Origin of the sequence: Dictyobacter kobayashii, assembly GCF_003967555.1 — a bacterium.
Classification (GTDB): Bacteria; Chloroflexota; Ktedonobacteria; order Ktedonobacterales; family Ktedonobacteraceae; genus Dictyobacter; species Dictyobacter kobayashii.
This window is the reverse complement of sequence record NZ_BIFS01000001.1, coordinates 5,633,175-5,650,975: the sequence shown is the minus strand read 5'-3', so window position 1 is coordinate 5,650,975 and position 17,801 is coordinate 5,633,175. Positions and strand designations below refer to the sequence as shown.

20 protein-coding genes and 1 pseudogene are annotated in these 17,801 nt (G+C 55.0%); 9 read left to right on the top strand and 12 right to left on the bottom strand.

Going from position 1 to position 17,801, the window contains the following annotated elements; all coding sequences use genetic code 11:
• Positions 1-17: 17 nt before the first annotated feature.
• The 3 genes from EL645_RS25105 to EL645_RS25095 all read right to left on the bottom strand — a co-directional run bounded on the left by EL645_RS25105 (position 18) and on the right by EL645_RS25095 (position 2,420).
• Positions 18-203 (bottom strand): hypothetical protein, encoded by a 186-nt coding sequence (locus tag EL645_RS25105; RefSeq protein WP_126553305.1) that lies wholly within the window; start codon positions 201-203, stop codon positions 18-20.
• Positions 204-347: 144 nt separating this feature from the next.
• The gene (gene hisS / locus EL645_RS25100; protein WP_126553303.1) at positions 348-1,646 is read right to left on the bottom strand and encodes a histidine--tRNA ligase; all 1,299 of its coding nucleotides are present in this window, start codon (positions 1,644-1,646) and stop codon (positions 348-350) included.
• A gap of 195 nt (positions 1,647-1,841) precedes the next feature.
• Positions 1,842-2,420 (bottom strand): histidine phosphatase family protein, encoded by a 579-nt coding sequence (locus EL645_RS25095; RefSeq protein ID WP_126553301.1) that lies wholly within the window; start codon positions 2,418-2,420, stop codon positions 1,842-1,844.
• A 169-nt stretch (positions 2,421-2,589) separates the two neighbouring features.
• Between EL645_RS25095 and EL645_RS45730 the strand changes: the two are divergent.
• From EL645_RS45730 to EL645_RS25080, 3 genes and pseudogenes are all read left to right on the top strand, one after another.
• A pseudogene (locus EL645_RS45730) lies at positions 2,590-3,677 on the top strand (winged helix DNA-binding domain-containing protein).
• A gap of 44 nt (positions 3,678-3,721) precedes the next feature.
• Positions 3,722-4,192, top strand: a complete 471-nt coding sequence (locus EL645_RS25085; RefSeq protein ID WP_126553299.1) for a GNAT family N-acetyltransferase — start codon at positions 3,722-3,724, stop codon at positions 4,190-4,192.
• Between the two features lie 101 nt (positions 4,193-4,293).
• Positions 4,294-4,869 carry a P-loop nucleotide/nucleoside kinase family protein gene (locus EL645_RS25080; protein ID WP_126553297.1) on the top strand — a complete coding sequence of 192 codons (576 nt, stop codon included), beginning with the start codon at positions 4,294-4,296 and terminating at the stop codon, positions 4,867-4,869.
• Positions 4,870-4,879: 10 nt separating this feature from the next.
• On the opposite strand, the gene EL645_RS25075 is transcribed toward EL645_RS25080, so the two are convergent.
• Genes EL645_RS25075 through EL645_RS39565 form a run of 4 tightly spaced genes read right to left on the bottom strand, consistent with a single transcriptional unit; the run spans position 4,880 to position 7,555 of the window.
• The gene (locus EL645_RS25075; RefSeq protein WP_126553295.1) at positions 4,880-6,061 is read right to left on the bottom strand and encodes a beta-galactosidase; all 1,182 of its coding nucleotides are present in this window, start codon (positions 6,059-6,061) and stop codon (positions 4,880-4,882) included.
• Positions 6,062-6,119: 58 nt separating this feature from the next.
• A complete protein-coding gene (locus EL645_RS25070) occupies positions 6,120-6,410 on the bottom strand; it encodes an FAD-binding oxidoreductase (RefSeq protein WP_126553293.1) in 291 nt (96 codons plus the stop codon).
• A 22-nt stretch (positions 6,411-6,432) separates the two neighbouring features.
• Positions 6,433-7,404: an FAD-binding oxidoreductase gene (locus EL645_RS25065; RefSeq protein WP_126553291.1), complete on the bottom strand. Its 972-nt coding sequence runs from the start codon at positions 7,402-7,404 to the stop codon at positions 6,433-6,435.
• Entirely contained in the window at positions 7,391-7,555 is a 165-nt protein-coding gene (locus tag EL645_RS39565) for a hypothetical protein (RefSeq protein ID WP_161977673.1), read from the bottom strand. Before EL645_RS39565 ends, EL645_RS25065 begins: the two co-directional genes overlap by 14 nt.
• 363 nt (positions 7,556-7,918) lie before the next feature.
• Here EL645_RS39565 and EL645_RS25060 point away from each other — a divergent pair, with 363 nt between their 5' ends.
• Entirely contained in the window at positions 7,919-8,416 is a 498-nt protein-coding gene (locus EL645_RS25060; RefSeq protein WP_126553289.1) for a ClbS/DfsB family four-helix bundle protein, read from the top strand.
• A gap of 87 nt (positions 8,417-8,503) precedes the next feature.
• Here EL645_RS25060 and EL645_RS25055 read toward each other — a convergent pair whose 3' ends face one another.
• The 3 genes from EL645_RS25055 to EL645_RS25045 all read right to left on the bottom strand — a co-directional run bounded on the left by EL645_RS25055 (position 8,504) and on the right by EL645_RS25045 (position 10,459).
• Positions 8,504-9,442 carry an MBL fold metallo-hydrolase gene (locus tag EL645_RS25055; protein WP_126553287.1) on the bottom strand — a complete coding sequence of 313 codons (939 nt, stop codon included), beginning with the start codon at positions 9,440-9,442 and terminating at the stop codon, positions 8,504-8,506.
• Between the two features lie 241 nt (positions 9,443-9,683).
• Positions 9,684-10,157, bottom strand: a complete 474-nt coding sequence (locus tag EL645_RS25050) for a 2-phosphosulfolactate phosphatase (RefSeq protein WP_246035467.1) — start codon at positions 10,155-10,157, stop codon at positions 9,684-9,686.
• The gene (locus EL645_RS25045; RefSeq protein WP_126553283.1) at positions 10,157-10,459 is read right to left on the bottom strand and encodes a hypothetical protein; all 303 of its coding nucleotides are present in this window, start codon (positions 10,457-10,459) and stop codon (positions 10,157-10,159) included. The genes EL645_RS25050 and EL645_RS25045 overlap by 1 nt, the downstream gene beginning before the upstream one ends.
• Before the next feature lie 434 nt (positions 10,460-10,893).
• On the opposite strand from EL645_RS25045, the gene EL645_RS25040 reads away from it, so the two are divergent.
• Positions 10,894-12,177: an alpha/beta hydrolase gene (locus EL645_RS25040; protein ID WP_126553281.1), complete on the top strand. Its 1,284-nt coding sequence runs from the start codon at positions 10,894-10,896 to the stop codon at positions 12,175-12,177.
• 33 nt (positions 12,178-12,210) lie between these two features.
• Here the strand turns inward: EL645_RS25040 and EL645_RS25035 are convergent, their stop codons facing one another.
• Positions 12,211-12,795: a TetR/AcrR family transcriptional regulator gene (locus EL645_RS25035; RefSeq protein ID WP_161977672.1), complete on the bottom strand. Its 585-nt coding sequence runs from the start codon at positions 12,793-12,795 to the stop codon at positions 12,211-12,213.
• Between the two features lie 353 nt (positions 12,796-13,148).
• Here EL645_RS25035 and EL645_RS25030 point away from each other — a divergent pair, with 353 nt between their 5' ends.
• On the top strand, positions 13,149-13,784 hold the full coding sequence (locus tag EL645_RS25030; RefSeq protein ID WP_126553278.1) for an NAD(P)-dependent oxidoreductase: 636 nt from the start codon (positions 13,149-13,151) through the stop codon (positions 13,782-13,784).
• A gap of 19 nt (positions 13,785-13,803) precedes the next feature.
• Positions 13,804-15,471, top strand: a complete 1,668-nt coding sequence (locus EL645_RS25025; protein ID WP_126553276.1) for an NADP-dependent oxidoreductase — start codon at positions 13,804-13,806, stop codon at positions 15,469-15,471.
• Positions 15,472-15,488: 17 nt separating this feature from the next.
• On the opposite strand, the gene EL645_RS25020 is transcribed toward EL645_RS25025, so the two are convergent.
• Entirely contained in the window at positions 15,489-16,229 is a 741-nt protein-coding gene (locus EL645_RS25020; RefSeq protein WP_126553274.1) for an SDR family NAD(P)-dependent oxidoreductase, read from the bottom strand.
• Between the two features lie 919 nt (positions 16,230-17,148).
• On the opposite strand from EL645_RS25020, the gene EL645_RS25015 reads away from it, so the two are divergent.
• Positions 17,149-17,460 carry a hypothetical protein gene (locus EL645_RS25015; protein WP_161977671.1) on the top strand — a complete coding sequence of 104 codons (312 nt, stop codon included), beginning with the start codon at positions 17,149-17,151 and terminating at the stop codon, positions 17,458-17,460.
• Entirely contained in the window at positions 17,415-17,777 is a 363-nt protein-coding gene (locus tag EL645_RS25010) for a hypothetical protein (RefSeq protein WP_126553270.1), read from the top strand. The genes EL645_RS25015 and EL645_RS25010 overlap by 46 nt, the downstream gene beginning before the upstream one ends.
• Positions 17,778-17,801 lie beyond the last annotated feature (24 nt).

Here is a 17,801-nt window from a genome sequence, read left to right as displayed (position 1 = left end):
TAGCTCCGAGCCCGCCATTATGTGCGATTGCAAAACCGGCACCATCTCATGCTCGCTCCACGCCACATGCGCCACCACGTCCTTCGCCGACCACGTCCCGGCCGCCCCGCCAGTAACATCTCCTCGACATCAAAGCGCGCCAGCAACTCCTCCCACACCCGCCGTTTCTCCACCAGGGTCTCCACAAACGTAGCCTTATCCATGCTCTTCATATCCTTCCTTGCTCAAAGGCACATGCCTCCCTGCCATGGGAGCTTCTTACCGTTCCTACTCTACCACTAAAAGCGGAGAAAATACGCCCTCATTGTACGTGCGCCCTTGCGGGCGCTTCTTCCTTCCCTATCCATCTATCTCGCCGGGGAGGGCCGCCAGGTGGTGGGATCGGCCGCTTGCTGCTCGCCGCTCAGCAGATTTTTGACTTCGTGTCCCTTTTCAGCATAGGGTAAGAACCAGGCATAGGGTATGCCCTTACGCGAGGCGTAGCGCAGCTGCTGCGCCTGCTTGATCGGCGTCGGATACAGTTCGACGTTGAGGCCACGCTCACGCAATATGCTGGCGGTCTGGACCGCTTCGGCGCGCCGCTCATCGTCCGGGAAGATCACCAGGACCTGCGTTGGGCTCTTTGGTCCGGGCTGGATCTTCTTCTCGGCGACCAGTTTGGCAAAGAGGCGCGTCAGGCCAATCGAGATGCCTACGCCGGGCAGCTTGCGGCTGATAAATGAGCCGGTCAGGTCTTCGTAGCGCCCACCCGAGCAGATGGTGCCTAAGGCCGGGAACTCCGCTAGCTTGCCTTCGTAAACTGTGCCGGTATAATAATCGAAGCCACGGGCAATCGCCAGGTCCGCCAGTATCACGCCGCTCGGCAGGTTGCGTAGCTCATTCATCACAAATTGTAGTTCATCCAATCCCTGCTCAAGCAGCTCAGACTGCACTCCCAGCGCTCGGACACGTTCGACAAAAGAGAGATCGGGCGTGCAGATGCTGCCGATCGCCAGGCAGCGCTCCGCCAGCTCACTCTCCATCCCAACCTGCTCTTGCAATTGCGTCAAAACACCGCCATGCCCGATTTTATCCAGTTTGTCGACGATGCGGATAACGGGAATAGTGTCCTCGATCCCCAGCCCCTTGAAGTATCCTTCGAGTACTTTGCGATTATTGATGTGCATCTGAAAGCTCTCGATGCCGAGCCGCTTGAAGATCTCATATACGATGGCGGGCATTTCGGCGTCGAAGTGGAGCGGGATCGTGTTATTGTTGATCACGTCGATATCGCACTGGTAAAACTCGCGATAGCGTCCCTCCTGTGGCCGTTCGCCGCGCCATACACGTTGGATCTGGTAGCGCTTGAAGGGGAAGACCAGGTCGTTATAGTGCTCCGCCACATAGCGTGCCAGGGGAACGGTGAGGTCGTAGTGCAGCCCCAATCGCGCATCGCTCTTGTCTCCCTCACCTTGCAACCGCTTGATAATATAGATCTCTTTGTCCGTTTCACCTTTGGCCAGCAAGACCTCGATCTCCTCCACAGCGGGAGTTTCAATCGAGCAAAATCCATAGCTCTCAAAGGTGCGCCGTATCTCATCCAGCCATTGCAGTTCAACGATACGTTGTTCCGGCAACCATTCAACAAATCCACTCACTTTTGTCATTTTATAGCTCCTCAATGGACTTTTGAACCTATTCTAAACTATTTCTTGCTCAGAGCGGTTCCGACTCTGCAGCGCTACTCCGTCTTTAAAACAAAAAGTGTTTGGCAGCCGGGTTCAGCGGCTGCCTCTACTCAGAATAGTCTGCACGAAAGCAAGCTTTCCTCTGTCTGCTAAACGATGAGGAAAGCATTTTCGTCAGAGCGCGTGGACGATGACGCGCCTGTTCAGCTGCGCTGCCCGCAATTCGTAGCGCCAGATTGGAACGTCGCGCCACTCCCAGGGCGACGTTACCATAGTCTCTAAAGCAATGTCGCTACACCAGTAGGCCAGCCCATATTTGGTTGCGCGATGTCCGATGATCACCACCGTCTTGCCCTCATACTCGCGTATAATCTCGCGCAAGAAGGCGCCCACACGCTCCACCGCCATCAAGACACTCTCTCCCTCGGGAAAAGGCTCGGTAATACGCCGGGGAATCTCCTCATCAATCTGCGCAATTGGAAACTGCGTCATCGTCCCATAGTCAAACTCGCGTAACCGCGCATCCAGCACAATCGGCAACCCACGCTTCCCAAACGCAATGGCCGCCGTCACCGCCGCCCGCTGCAGATCCGAGCTAAACACCGCATCCAACTGCTGGCCTGCATAATGCTGGCCTAGCTCAACGGCCAGCTTGCGTCCCGCCACCGACAACGCCACATCAGCAAAACCAGACCCGCGCCCGATCTCATTATCTACACTTCTCGCATGCGGAGAATAAAATAAAGTCAGCATATGCCTATTCCTAATCCCCAATCTCAAAAAATACGCCAGAATACACCCAACACAGATCACGCATATTACCAACTATTCTAATACAAATAATCCCAAACAACAAGAAAAATAAATCTATTTGTTATATACTGAAGATCTAAATGCAGAGATTGGGGGATTACAGTAAAACATGGATATTGCCCAGCAGCGGTTGGTCAACCAGCGTATTAATGGCGAGAGATTTAAGCAGCCGGCGGAGGTGGTGAGGTGGATGGGCGCGCTACAGGCCCAGGATTATCAGGCTGCATTGTGGGCTATCGGCCTGCGCACACAAGCGGCAACGCTCACCGACGTCGAGCAGGCTATCGCTGACAGAAAGATCCTGCGCACCTGGCCGATGCGAGGTACACTGCACTTTGTTCCGGCGGAAGATGCTAAATGGATGCTCGCGCTTTCAGCTACGCGCTTGCTCACCAGGGACAAACGCAGACAGGAGCAGCTCGAACTCGATGCCAGTATCATCGAACGCACCAGGCAGCTTTTTTACGACGCCCTGCAAGGCGGCAAGCGCTTAACACGTCCGGCCATGATGCAACTGCTGGAAGACTCAGGCATCAGCACGAAAGGACAGCGCGGCTATCACCTGCTATGGTACCTATCCAGTCAGGCCTGATCTGCCCTGGCCCGATGGAGAACAAGCAGCAAACATTCGTGCTCCTGGATGAATGGGTGCTCCACCCCCGCGAGCTATCCCGCGCGGAGGCCCTGAGTGAGTTCGCCTTGCGCTATATCTCAAGCCATGGACCGGCGACCATTCAAGACTTCGCCTGGTGGACCGGGCTAACGCTCACTGAAGCCCGAGCTGGCTTTGATGCGATCAAATCAAAGCTCCAGATGGAAAAGATCAATGGCCAGGTGTACTGGATTACCGCAGATGCCCCGGCCCCACAGGAGTACACTACATCCAGCCTGCACCTCCTGCCAGGCTTTGATGAATACTTGCTTGGCTACAAAGATCGTAGCGCCGTTCTCGCCGTCGAACATGCCATGAAAATCGTCCCCGGCAACAACGGCATCTTCCTGCCCACAATAGTCACCGCGGGCCAGATCACCGGCTCCTGGAGGCGCACGCTCAAGAAAAACATCATCAGCCTGCAACTCCAACCCTTCATACCAGCCGACAACCTCCATGAAGAAGCCGTCACGGCCGCCAACCGCTATAGCCATTTCCTTGGCCTCCCATTATCATCAACTACCGCGCCGCTGCTTTTGACTTAAAACTACATATGACTATAAAAAAAGACGAAAGGTGAAATAGGTCCATGTCTATAAGAAGCGCCAAGGACAGGGATATCGCCACTATTGTCGAGCTAGCCGAGCAGCGACGCTTGCAGTATCAGCGCTACCAACCCACCTTCTGGCGTAAGGCAGACGATGCGCGCGCAAAGCAGATCCCGTTTCTGACCAGCCTGCTCCAGCGTAAGGATGTGCTCATGCTGGTGCACGAGGATGCCAACCAGGTCGATGGCTTTATCGTCGCCGATTTCGTCGCCGCCCCACCTGTCTACAATCCCGGCGGCCCGACCTGCCGGGTCGATGACTTCTGCGTCGCTGAGGAAAATCTTTGGGAAAACGTGGGCCGGGAACTACTTAATGAAGTACTCAGGCTGGCCAAAGAACATGGAGCGGCCCAGAGCGTTGTGGTCTGCGGCCACCTGGATCAACCCAAACGCTCCATGCTCATCGAGCTGGGTTACACCATCGCCTCCGAATGGCACGTACGGGATCTCTAATATCCTTCTGAAAACACCTGCCTGTTGCGGGCAATTATCTAAACCCACAATTAATTGTGCACAACATATCGCCAAAAATAAAATAGTAAGGGAACAAGAGGATGCGGAAACCATTGCTGATTATTATCAATGGCCTGCCGGGTGTGGGCAAAACGACGCTGGCGAAACGCCTGGGCCACGATCTTACTTTACCGGTCCTGTGCCGCGATGAAATCATTGAGACGCTCTTTGATGCCCTGGATTGCCCGACCACTGGTCGTCCGACCACGCTCGGACACGCCGGTTTTCGGCTGCTGCACTACTGCGCGGGCCAGATCCTGGCCACGGGACAGGATCTAATTGTGGAGGCCAGTATGACGCGCCCCGCTCTTGCTAGCGCCGAATTCCGACAGCTGCGGCAGGCGCACGACTTCGAGCCACTCCAGATCTCCTGCTATGCGGACGGGGAAGTTATCCGCCAGCGCTTCTTGCAGCGGGCCGGAACCAGCGAGCGCCATGACTGCCATCGCGATCTGGAGTTCGCCGCCCAGAACTACGATCTCTTCACAACTGGACGTTGTGAGCCACTGGACCTGGGGGGTCAGCTTATCGAGCTCGATACCAGCAACTTCGCTGCCTGCGATTACTCGGGCCTGCTCCACACCCTGCGCGCGGCCCTGATCCGCATGGCCCCGTGACCTGACCGGCTCAGGCCCGTTCAAGGATGCGCGCAAACGCCTGCAGGTAGCTCGCATCAGCGCTTTGCTTGCGCAGCAGCCAGTATTCCGCTCCCCAGAAGAGATATGCATATAGCGGATTTTCTGGCTGGGACCAGCGCATGCAGGTGTTGTAGTTGATGATGACCTGTTCCGGTAAACAGCTGTACATGCCCTGGCTGGATGGATTGGGCGGCGTCGTTACGCTCTCCCAGGGCTCGGCCTGCCCTTCAGTAACCATCAGTTTTTGCCGCCGCGTGTGGGTGGCCGTGAATACTTGCTTGCGCTTACCTTGCAGCCAGAGGCTCTGGCTTCCATCCAGATACAATGTTCTGTTCCCCATCTTCAGCAAGGCGTGGCGCGGGTAGTAGTCGATCCCGACGATATCCGCCAGCCGCTGCGCTACTGCGAGGGAGTCGCCCTGATCACGCGTGCGCCACCATTGCGAGAGCCGCACCGGCAAAGAGGTTGGCAGGAAGCCGTTCAGCAGCACTGGCCTGTCGGGATCGGCCTTTCTGACGACTTCGATCTCTTTTTCGACAAAGGCCTGCGCCAAACGCCAGCTGTGTTCTACTCCGAGTGGATCAACGGCTTCGTGCTCGATTTGCCAGGCGACGATGCTTTTGCGCTGCTTATATCGCTCCACCAGACGGGTGATGAATGTAGTCGCGGCCTCCAACAGCGCGGGATAGGCGGAGGGCTGGATCAGGGTATGCTCCGGCAAGGGCTGCTTCAGGTGATGCGCTGGCACAAAGAACTCTGGATAGCTAAAGGTTTTGAGCGGGCCAACACACAGGATGATCTGCTTGCCTGCCTGTTCGGCGGCAGCGATCTGCCAATCCAACTCATCGGGAGAGAATACGCCTGGCTCAGGTTCTATGTGCTTCCAGTAGGCCCCTAAGCGAATGAGTTGAAAGGGGTAGTCGAGCAGTGTGCGCAGGCTGTCGCGCATGTCTAATCCAAGCGCGGCAACCTGGGGTGGGCGAAAGCTTATCCCCAGTAGCGTGGTACGGCGGGCCTCAATCGGCAACCGCTGCCATACATCTGTCAGAGGTTGCGTTGGCCGCTTCAGCCGCATCTCCAATGCGAACGGGAGCGCCAGCAAGCTTGCGGTCCCGAGGCCAGGAGCGATAGCGCGCCAGGTTTTCCGCGCCGTTTGTTCTGTTCTCTCCATATATATAATACATCTTTCCCTTTAAACGAACTCATTGCAGCAAAGTACGGCACAAGCATCATAGCTCGATCTGCGCTAAGCCACGACCTATCTCGCTGCCAGATACCTGTAATACGCGCCGAAATAGATTCGATTGGAACAACATATCGGGATCATAGATCTGCTTGAGCTGCAGAAATGCTTCCACGGCTGCATCTCCAATGCTGCGCCGATAGAGGCTATTGGTGAGCAGAGAGTCTTTTGCGAGATAGAATCTTCCCCCGGCCGCGATCACCAGTTCCATCAGCTCAAGTAGCAGCTCGCGTAACTTATGCACGGTACGGGGGATAATCTGATAATTGAGCTCCAATGAGAAGCCATCCACCTGGTAGCTAAGCAGGAAGGGGTCCTGGCGATGTCGCTTGATGATGCACCAGAGTGGGATGAAATGCTGCTCCTGCGAGCGGCGTATGATTTCTTTGAACAGCGGCTGCGCTCGCTGATAGGAAACGAAGACCTGAAATGTTTCGCTCCCACGGGCAGCAGAGCTCGATAACTGGTAAATACGGCCTCTGAATAATAGGTTGAGCGCACCAGCGATCTTTGTCGAATAAACTTGCGTTCCCACCATCTACTTCCCAATACATCACATCGTTTGCGAGCCGCACGCCGCTCTTCACCACCGGTCGACATAGGATGCCAGCCTGGCGGGCACAGCTCGCTTTAAGTTGTCCTGCCATACCTGCCGTCGCAGGCCACAGGCCAGCATCCTCGTATACATGACTATATGTTGTAGCGGTGACGATCCCTCGGCCCAGCCAGCGCCCGCCAGCAAAGCCATCCACCCAGGCTTCCAGGTAATCAGCTGACTGCTCTTCCTCCAATATCCTCAAGAGCTCGCCCAATGAAGAGGCTGGCTGGACATGTACATCGACATACCCCGAAGGGATACGTTGGAGCTGAAACGTAATAGAGATGATAATCCCTAGTAGGCCAGCGCTGCCCACAAAAGCCCGGAACAGCTCAGGCTCTTGCTCGGGTGAAAGGGTGAGCAGCTGACCGCCGGCCAGTAGGACCGTAAGGGACAGCAGGTGTTCACCAAAGGAGCCCGTTTTCCAGGCGTTTTTCCCATTCACATTCATAGCCACACAGCCGCCAATAGTCGCGTCAGCGGTGGATGGGGTCACCGCTGGCCACCATCGATCCGGCAGCGAGATACGGACCACGTCGCGCAACGTCACCCCTGGCTCAACCTGCATGATCCCCTGCTCGGGGTCCCAGGCAATGATGCGCCGCATGCCTGTTGTGTCGAGGAGCAACCCACTGGTATTTAAGGCTGCATCTGTATAGCTATGCCCCGCCATGCGCGATCACAGAGAGACCCCGCTCACGTGCAATCGCGAGCGCTTGCACAATTTCTGCGCTATCGCGCGCCTTGCAAACATAGCAAGGGGACCGCTCTGTCCCGCTCCAATTGGCGACTGAATCCTGCTTCCATGTCAGAAGTTGTGCCATGCTCTCTCTTATCTCCATCCTATTAATAATCTTCATTACATCAATTTTTTATCTCATTTCTATTTATATACACTTTTAAAGATACCATATAACAGGCAGTTAGCTTTGTTTATTTTATTTATTTTATTTATAAGGAGCACAGCCAACCTCGCCAGCCATCGACACGCTCAGATTCCACAAGCCCATACGCGGCCTGGATAGCCGTAATATAGCAATGCAAGCTGACACATTGATGCCATGGCTCCTTGAAGCGTCGAAGCGGCGCATATGTTTTTTCAAGCCAATGGCCTGAAAGCGTGGCCTGGCCCTCTGTAGGAGCGTCTTATAGGTACTACACGTTATGCAAAAATAGTGGAGGAAAACATGGATAAAGCAACCTTGCTGAACACCATCCAGACCGAGCATGCACGTTTTGAGTCGCTCGTGGCTCCCTTAAGTGAGGCGCAATTGTGTACGACAACAGGCGCCGGAGAATGGTCCATCAAAGACATCATGGCCCATATCGCCGTTTGGGAACAGCTTTGTGCTCGCTGGCTCGATGAATTCTCGCACGGTATCACACCTCAGCCAGCCGAACGGACCGACGATAATTCGAATGAGCGCATTTATCGTGAGAACCGCGATCGCTCCCTGGCGGAGGTGCAGGAGCTCTTTCACCATACTCACCAGCAACTTCTCCAGCAGGTAAACCTGCTCACCCAAACGCTCTCAGAGGAAGATTTAAACGCCTCACAGCGCTTTGACTGGACAAAATTCTGGCCCGGTGCCTCGCTCATCGCCGTGATCGCGGACAATTCTTACGAACACTACCAGGACCATGCGCAGCACATCCGCTGCTTGCTTGACGCTTCCCAAATTTGATTAAAACAAATAACAAAGCCAGCCATCAAATGCACCAATAACAACGATCTATGGCTGCGAGGCTTACCTCGCAGGCACAGATCGTTGTTATTGGTGGTACCATCGATCCACATTGCGCAGATTCTGCGCAAAAACTCCTGAGGCAGACCATGTTGTGTACTTCTCTGGCTCTTTGATGGTACTGAGATAATCGGAAGTTGTGCTATCCTGCCTGGCTTGCTCAACCAGTTGGCGCAGATCGAGCAGATATTGACGCATGATCTTGACGTGCTCCCCGGTCCCGACGTTGCCATGGCCAGGAATCACATGTTCCAGCTGGAGCGCCTCCACCTGATCAAGCATCCTCAGCCACTCCTCCAGGTTCCCGGTGTTCATAGAAGGATGAAAATCAACCTGGACGATGTCGGCGGTAAAGGCAGTGGCGAGAGCGGGCAGATAGAGAATGACATCGCTTGGAGTATGGCCTCCTCCAAATGTGATGAGCTGCGCCGCACATTTTGTGCCATGGAAGACCATGCTCTGCTCAAAGGTAATATCTGGCAGCCGCACCTGAATGGCCGCGAGCTCGGCTTCCAGCGCCTGGTAATCTCCAGCCAGCGTCTCACGATCTCTACGCACACGAGGATCGTGAATACCTTCGAGCGCAACGTTTAACGATGCAGGGTCGGCACGCGCCTCTTCAAGCGTAGCGGGAAGTTCTACGCTCATGAGCTCATATGTCCTGTTAGTGGCCACAATGGTCGCGTCATCGAAGACCTGATTGCCAAAGACATGATCAGCGTGGAAGTGGCTATTGATCACATAGGTGGGAGGCCTGCCCGTCAGCGCCTCGGCCGCCTCGCGCAAGCTTTGTGCTGCACGCGGCGTGAAAAAAGTATCAAAGAGCAACGTCACACCACCCAGATCAACGATGCCCGCATTGCCCCACGCCCCTTTCCCTCCCCGCACAATCGCCGCATACACACCATCAGCCACGCGCTCAATCTGGAAATAAGGGGATTCAAAGAGAGCACCAGAAAAAACCATCGCCAAAGCATCCTTTCTTCCTGCATCGTCTTACCTTTAAGCCATGATAAATAATGCAGAATAAACCTGAAAAGCGTAGCGCATTTCGAATGTGTAAATATACTATAACTACTTGGCATATGCCATGACCAATATATCTTATTTATAGGAATAAAACAATAAAGCGAACGAAACAATAATAACGATCTGTACGTGCGGGGCTTGCCTCCGCTTCCTACCTCGCCGCCCGAAAAAGCCCATCTCAACCATCAGCCCGGCTCCACGCGCATATCGCACCATCTCGCATAGCAGGCACGGTCTGATAACGATTCAATTGGGATGCGTGCACAACATCCTGCTCAAACCCCCTGGCCCGTAGTTCACGGCCACTACCACATTCCCAGAGCAACGCCGCAAGCTGATCCTTTGCCTGCCTGAACGCGCCTTCACAAACCACGGCCTCGGGCGACTTTGCATAGGGCAAATAAGAGAGGAGCGCCCCGGCGCCTAAATAATCTTCGATGGCTACCCGCATCTCCTCGCCTTTAGGAGATATGGAGGGGACATTCCATCGTTCGCCACAGGCGATTATCGTGACCGCTAGATCGCTACGAGTCGCCAACAAAGCGGCTACAACTGCCGCCACCGCTTCAGCGTTGATAAGGGTGCCAACAAACAAAAAAGGGACCTGCCGGCCATACTGGCTACATGTCGCCCCATTGGGCGAAGCAAGCACTATTCGCGTGCCTGGTACAAGCTGCTCGAAGGTCGCAGGCGAGAGGAAAAGCGACCCTTTTCAGGCACCTCTCGGCGATTCACAGCCACTTCTCCACCTATGCTTTGTGCAAGCCTGACTGGATCATCACTCATAGCACAGGGATGGATGATGCCACCATGATGCACGGCAGTCGCAACAGCAGTAGAAAAAGAAAGGGTGTCAACAATAATAAGGATATCGCCTCTCTCGGCGGCCTGCTGTGTCCCTGGTCGCCCCCAATCCAATCGGCAACGATAAGGATGTTGCGTAAATATATTCATGCATTTCACCTTCTCAGACTACCAGCATGTGCATCCAAACAATAATTAACATTATTTTATGCTGTGATGCAACGCACTTGCTTCCCATATATTTCTCGTACTCTGTCCATGTACGTTCACACCCACAATGCTCAACATTATTTTATGCTGTAGTGCAGCACATTTTCTTTCACATCTACGGTTCTCAACATTATTTTATGCTGTAGTGCAGCGCATTCTCTTTCACACCTACAATGCTCAACATTATTTTATGCTGTGATGCGACGGACGCGCTGTGCGCGTCCGTCGCATCACAGCATAAAATAACTGCTCGGGCGCGCCAGCGCACGTCCGCAAAGACAATAATTATTAACATCTCCCCCATAAAGTGTTATAGTACAAGATAAGCAGCATAAATTCAATGAAGTTTATCTATATAGAAAGGTGATATTTCAATGGCAATGACACCTAATGAGCAGGCACAACACGTTGTCGCGTTGCTAGCCCAGGGAAAATTCTCCGAGGTTGAGGATATGCTGGCCGCGTCAATTAAACCATTAATGCCTGCGGGCCAGATGGCAGCGACCTGGCAGATGCTTGAGCAGCAGCTGGGTACATTCCAGCAACAGCTGTCCGTGCAAATGGTGCAGACACCCCAGGCCGCCGTGGAGGTGGTGACCTGCGCGTTCGCCATGACCCCGTTCGATATTAACCTGATCTTCAATACTCAGCTTGAGATTGTGAGCCTGACACTGACGCCCGTCGGCACGATCGAGCAGCAGACCAATATGCAATATGCGCCCCCGCCTTATGCCACGCCCGAGCAGTTCAGCGAACAGGACATACAGATCGGTAGCGGTGAGTGGGCCTTACCCGGTACGCTGACCTTACCCACCGGCACCGGACCTTTCCCGGCGGTCGTGCTGGTCCATGGCTCGGGCCCCGGTGATCGCGATGAGACGATTCCACCCAACAAACCTTTTCGCGACCTGGCCTGGGGACTCGCCTCGCGCGGCATCGCAGTCCTGCGCTATGATAAGCGCACTAAGGTGTACGGCGCTAAAATAGCCTCTCTGGCCACCACCTTTACGGTGCAGCAGGAGACTATTGAGGATGCCCTGCTGGCGCTTGAGCTGCTACGCCAACGTCCTGAGATCGATGAGCAGCGTCTCTTTGTGCTCGGCCATAGCCTGGGCGGCTATCTGATGCCGCGCATCCTGAGTGCGCCAACCGCCTCCGTCGTCCACGGAGCCATCATTATGGCCGGCACAACCCGTCCCCTCGAAGACGTATTGCTGGACCAGGTGAGCTATATCACCTCGCTCAATACAGATACGCAGCAGCCACAACTGGACACGCTAAAAAAGATGGTCGCCCTGGTCAAAGATCCGCAGCTAACACCAGCTACGCCGGCCAGCGAGCTGCCTCTGAACGTCCCTGCCGCCTACTGGCTCGATCTGCGCGGCTACCATCCCGAGGAAGTAGCCCGCCAGCTACCACAGCCACTCTTGATTATGCAGGCTGAAAACGACTATCAGGCAACAATGGAGGATTTCCAGGGCTGGCAACAGGCACTCAACCAGCGCGCCAATGTCACCTTCAAGCAATATCCCGACCTCTACCACCTCTTCATGCCATCCGAGCCCGGCCACAAAGCTACTCCCGCCGCCTACTCTGTCGCGGGACACGTCACTGAAGAGGTCGTCAACGACATCAGCGACTGGCTTAAACAACAATAGAACAACGTACGTGCGGCCTTGCGGCCGAGGATCTCAGGCGTGCATGCCTTTGATGGCGACGGTGATCAGGGTGTGGGCCAGCTCTTCGGCGCTGATACTACCGGCTTTGAGCAGATCGTCGAAGTCGGTCTGGAAGGCGTTGAAGAGCAGGCGCACCAGGACCGCCGTGGAGAGCGATCGGTCGACGCTGCCCTCGGCTTTGGCTTGCTCGATTAATTGCGACCACTGGGCCGCCAGGCGATCCCGTTGGGCCAGGTAGCCTGGATGCTGGGTGACGGCAATTGAGGGCAGTTCGACGTTGATGCGCCGCATCGCTGAGCGGCGCTCCAGGCTTTTGGTCAGGATGGCTGTGAGCCGCTCTAGCGCAGGCGCCGGCGAGACAAAATCAGGCGTGAGCTCTTCTTCAATGATTTTCATGCCACGCACAATTACCCCGATGGCCAGCGCTTCCTTCGATGGGAAGTGCTGGTAAATAGTCATTTTTGCTACCCCCACCTGCGCCGCCAGCTCGTCCATATTCATTTTCTGGTATCCCTGCTCCAACAACAATTGGTAGGCCGTGTCCAGTATCACGTCCTCACGTAGCTCGCGCTGCCGCTCACGAAACGATTTTGCCAAATCTATACTCTCCGTCTAAATTTATACTTGACGTCTAACCATTAGACTGTTAGTATTTATTATAACAGGGGAGCGGCAATCAGACAATCTCTTCTGCCAGAAATATAGTTTCAAGTATTCTTTTCCCTTAGAATGTGTCTTATCCTTATGATCGCCACTATCTTCACGCCTGAGTTTGAGCGCCTTTGGCGCTCAAAAAGGCTTCTTGTGTGGTGCAAACAGTGCGCCGGGCGCACTGTTTGCACCACACAAGAAAAAAAGCTCGGGCGCGCCAGCGCACGTCCGCTCAAGAGCGGCGTGCTTCCCATGATGGCGGTAAGACACATACTTAATGGAAGTCGGGAGCAAAGCGGATGCATATCCTTCTTCTGGGCGCGACTGGTCGCGTTGGTTCACATGTGATCGAGTATGCGCTGGCAGCCGATCTACATGTGACGGCCCTGGCGCGCCAGCGATCCAAAATCCAAACGTCGTCTCCAAATCTGACGGTGGTCGAGGGCGATATCCAGCACCCTCAGGCTTTTATTGATCAGCTCCAACAGCAGTCGTTCGATGTTTTGATCAATGTGGTTGGTGGCGATGTCTTTAAGCCGTCTACGGTAGTCACTGATAGTGTGAAGGCCGCGCTGGCGGCTGTACGACAGCTTCAGATCCCGCGCTACCTGGGTATTACTGGCGTGGCGGAGATGCCGGCCTGCGGCCTGGGCGGCTCTATCACGGCCGCGCTGTTGCGCCGCTCACCGATCCGCCACGCGGTCCATGATCATGACAACGCCTTCGCGCTGGTCAAGGAAACAGCGGACATGGATTGGGTGCTGGCCGGTTGTCCTTATATCCGTGATGGTCGTCATACTGCCAGCTATAAGGTGGTGCCAGGCTGCTTCCCCGGCGGCTTCAAGCTGATCTCGCCGGAAGATGTGGCCGATTTTCTGACCAGAGAGGCCCGGGAACAACGCTACAGTCGACAAATTGTCGGTATCTGGAACTAGCTCTAAACAAAGGAATATCATGATGCGCGCAAGTCAGTTGGCTCAGGCCAATACCCTGATTCGTTTTGTTGGTTATCAGCCCAGACCAGGTGTGGCGGCTGAACAGTTCATTTCAGCGTGGCAATCTACGGTGGCACAGGTCCAGCAGCCTGCGGGACTTATCTATCGCGAGCTGTGTCAGCAGGTTCCGGCGTGGAATGCTCAGGTGAGCGATGAGGCGCAGAACCCTAACCCTTTCGCTTTCATCGACTATGCCATTCTGCGACCAGACCAGGACCCGGCGGCGTTGCCAGCTCTGCCCACAGCTATCACTGACCACTATGAACTGGTCGAGGGCCTGTTCAATATTGTGCATCCGTTCGTTAAACCTGAGCTGAGCGGCGAGCCGCAAACGTTGCTCTATAATTGCTTTGAGATCGATGGTCCGCCGGCGGTTGAGCAGGGCTTTGTGCTCGGCTGGCCGGGACGCGGCGCGTATCAAGCGCAGCAAGCTGGCTTCTATTCCGCTTTCCTGCATCGCCGCCTCCAACGGGATGTGCGTATCGCGGCCTTTAATCGCGCTGAGTGGCAAAATGTTACACAGTATGCAAATACGTTGGCTGGCTTCGAGCAGAACTTTCCACGCCAGGCCCGTGCCGCGGCTGGTGGTCCGCCCCCGACAGGCTCTGGCCGTCCGCCGGTGCATAGCTACCTCGGCCTCTATCGCATCGTGGAGTCATTCCAGGGACCACCCACTCCGCCACCAACGATGATGAAAGCGGTCGTCATGCACGGCTATGGCGGTCCCGAGGTGCTTACCTACCAGGAGACTCCCAGACCAGTCCCAGGACCCGGCCAGGTCTTGCTGCGCGTCCATGCGGCTGAGATCAATCCGCTGGACCTGAAGATGCGCTCGGGAGCGGTAAAAACTATCCACCCGGCGTGGCCTGAAGATATTCTGGGCTTTGGCCTCTCCGGTGTGATCGAGGCGGTGGGACGTGGCGTGGATGCGCGGCGCATCGGGGAAGCTGTTTATGGCACGGACTCGCCATTTGTGCGCCGTGGCTACGCTGAGTATGTGGTTGCGCCGGCCAGTTTCTTCCAACCTAAACCCGCCAATCTCACCTTTGTACAGGCGGCCGCGATCCCGGTCGGGGTCGGTACGGCGCACAACGCGCTCTTCAAGATGGCTAACCTGCAGGCAGGCCAGAGCATCCTTATCCATGGTGGCTCGGGTACCGTCGGTGGCTTTGCGATCCAGCTGGCCAGGCGCGCGGGCGCCCATGTGGTCGCGACCGCCTCTACAGCCCGGCTCGACTATGTGCGCAGTCTGGGAGCTGACGAAGTTATCGACTACCAGGCCCAACGCTTTGATGAGCAGCTTGCTAACCTGGATGTCGTGCTCGACACGATCGGTGGCGAGACCCGGGAGCGTTCCTGGCCGCTGCTGCGGCGTGGTGGCGTGCTGGTCACCCTTGTTCCACCCTTGCCCGATCCCGCCAGCGCCGCCCGCTACGGGGTCCGTGCCGTCATGAACCAGAACGCCAACGATGAAAGCCAGTTCCTGCGCCAGGTCACCGACCTGCTCGAACAGGGAGAACTCCAGCTTCCAGAAATTGGTCGCGTCCTCCCACTCAGCCAGGCTCAACAGGCCCACAGCCTGCTCGAACAGGGCCAGCTCAAAGGACGAATCATCCTGGAAATCTAGCGCTTTGTGCTACTTCTCTATAGGGTCTGGCCGCTGTCGACGGTGATGATCTGCCCGGTCATCGATTCCTGTTCGAGGGCGGCACAGATCATGCGCGCGATATCTTCGGGGGTCGAGATGCGTTGCAACAGCAGGTTGCTGCTCAGGCGATTCATTTGCTCTTCGCGACCGGCCCACCAGCGGGTGGCGACGGCTCCCGGTGCCACGCTATTGACCCTGATCTCGGGTGCCAGCGCGCGGGCCAGCGACTTGGTCAGGCCATGCACGGCTGCTTTGGAGACGGCATATGGGAGCGAGGAGCCGGCCCCGGCCAGTCCCGCGATACTGCCAACGTTGACGATGGCCCCCTGCTTATTCTGCTTCATCAGTGGCGCCACCGCCCGCGCGCAGTAAAACATGCCTTTGACGTTAACACCATACAGCTCGTCCCACACCTCATCAGTGGCGGACTCCAGATCGTCCATGGGAATGTGCCGGGTGATGCTGGCATTATTGACAAGCAGGTCGATGGTCCCAAAGTGCTGCACGACCTGTTCAACCATACTTCGTACCTCGCTGTCCTGGACCACATCGGCCTGGATGGCGATGGCGCGTCCACCGGCGTCTTTGATCGCCTGCACCGTTTCGTCCGCCTCGACCTGTGAGCGCGAATAGTTTACGATTACGCTCGCGCCGCGCCGCGCCAACTCAATAGAGGTCGCCCGCCCGATCCCGGTGCCGCCCCCGGTCACCAGGGCCACTTTGTCTGTCAGATCCATACTTTCAGTCTCCTTCCCTTAATACCACAAGCATACCAGCATCCATTAAATTGAGCAACATAAATCAAGCATTCATTTAATCCCTTATCTATTGATCGCTCCCTCCCCCCTCGAAAATGCAGCAAGAAAAGCGTATTGTGTAGGTGCGAGGCTTGCCTCGCTTGCCGCCCCGGCGGCCCCGTATCCAGCTCACAGGCATCCCGTGGCATCGCCTCTTCCTCCACGCGGTGCCCAAAAGCATCGTCCGTGTTTGAGCACCGCGTGGGCCGAGGTGTCAGAGACAAGCAAACGCGTGGTGAAGAGACCGGGCCGCCCTACCGGGGCGGCAAATCGGGGACAAGCCCGAACCTATACAATACGCTTTTCTCGCTACTGATCAAAAAAACAATCCATTCTGCTTTGAGCTCGCTTTGCAAAATAATAATTGAAACATTTGTAATCAGATAACAATATTTAATTCTGTATGTTATGTATCTTTTTATACTATCATAAGAAGCCATATACTTCTTGCATACTATAGTTTCAAAATATATCAGAGTGTACCTGATTTTTATGATATCTGTGATCTTCACACCTGATTTTGCATGCAAAATTCTATCAACAAGTATTTTCTATGTGATACAGAACCATTTTTGCGCGCTAAAGGCATCCAACAAGTATTTTCTATGTGATACAGAACCATTTTTGCGCGCTAAAGGCATCCAACAAGTATTTTCTATGTGGTGCAAAAATTGCGCCGTGCGCAATTTTTGCACCACATAGAAAAAAAGCTCGGGCGCGCCAGCGCACGCCCGCAAAGACAGCTTATACCTATGGAGGCATTGACAGTATGAAGGTGAAGGTACGCCCACTATGGCTAAAAATATGCTGCCTTTTGGTAGTGGTTTTAATAACGGTAGCATATGCAGGCTTTAGTCATATGCTGCACGCGAATGTTGCCCCGGCCACCCCGCTGGTTCGGGCGGGGCAACCGGTAGCGCTTATCTACAAAAACGGCCTGGACCCCTACTACCATGTTCAAAATGGTACCGCTATCCAGGATGTATATATCACATCCAGGTGGGTCACCTTTGGCCTGATTACAACCTGGCCAGACACTTCGCCCCAGCGTGAAATAATTTATGTCTGCCAGGCATCAACTATAGCTCAGGCTGCCATAGAGAGCCTGGGACACGCAGGCAATGGATGCTGGTCAAAGTCTTACCCTATCCAGCAACCTATAATAAATTGACGATCGGCCCTGCCATTGGCTTTAAAACAGACACCACGCTCCCCCTTAATGGTTCATATCGCTGCTTCCAGCCAGTAAACTCAGCCTGCGATCGGCCGGACACCAATATGATCACACAAAAACTGGGCACGCTCCACTATGTGCACTATGCCAATCCCGCTCCACCACGCGGCCTCTCCGCCCATGATGCAAAAACGTGGACGACTTCAAACTGCTCGAAAACACGCTCGACGGCTCCATCTCAACCGTACAATCCGGCAATTAGGACCAGCATACATTTTTCTCTTGTCACGCTTTACCAGCATGAGGTAAAATAAGTAGGTTAAAACTAGCTGGACCCA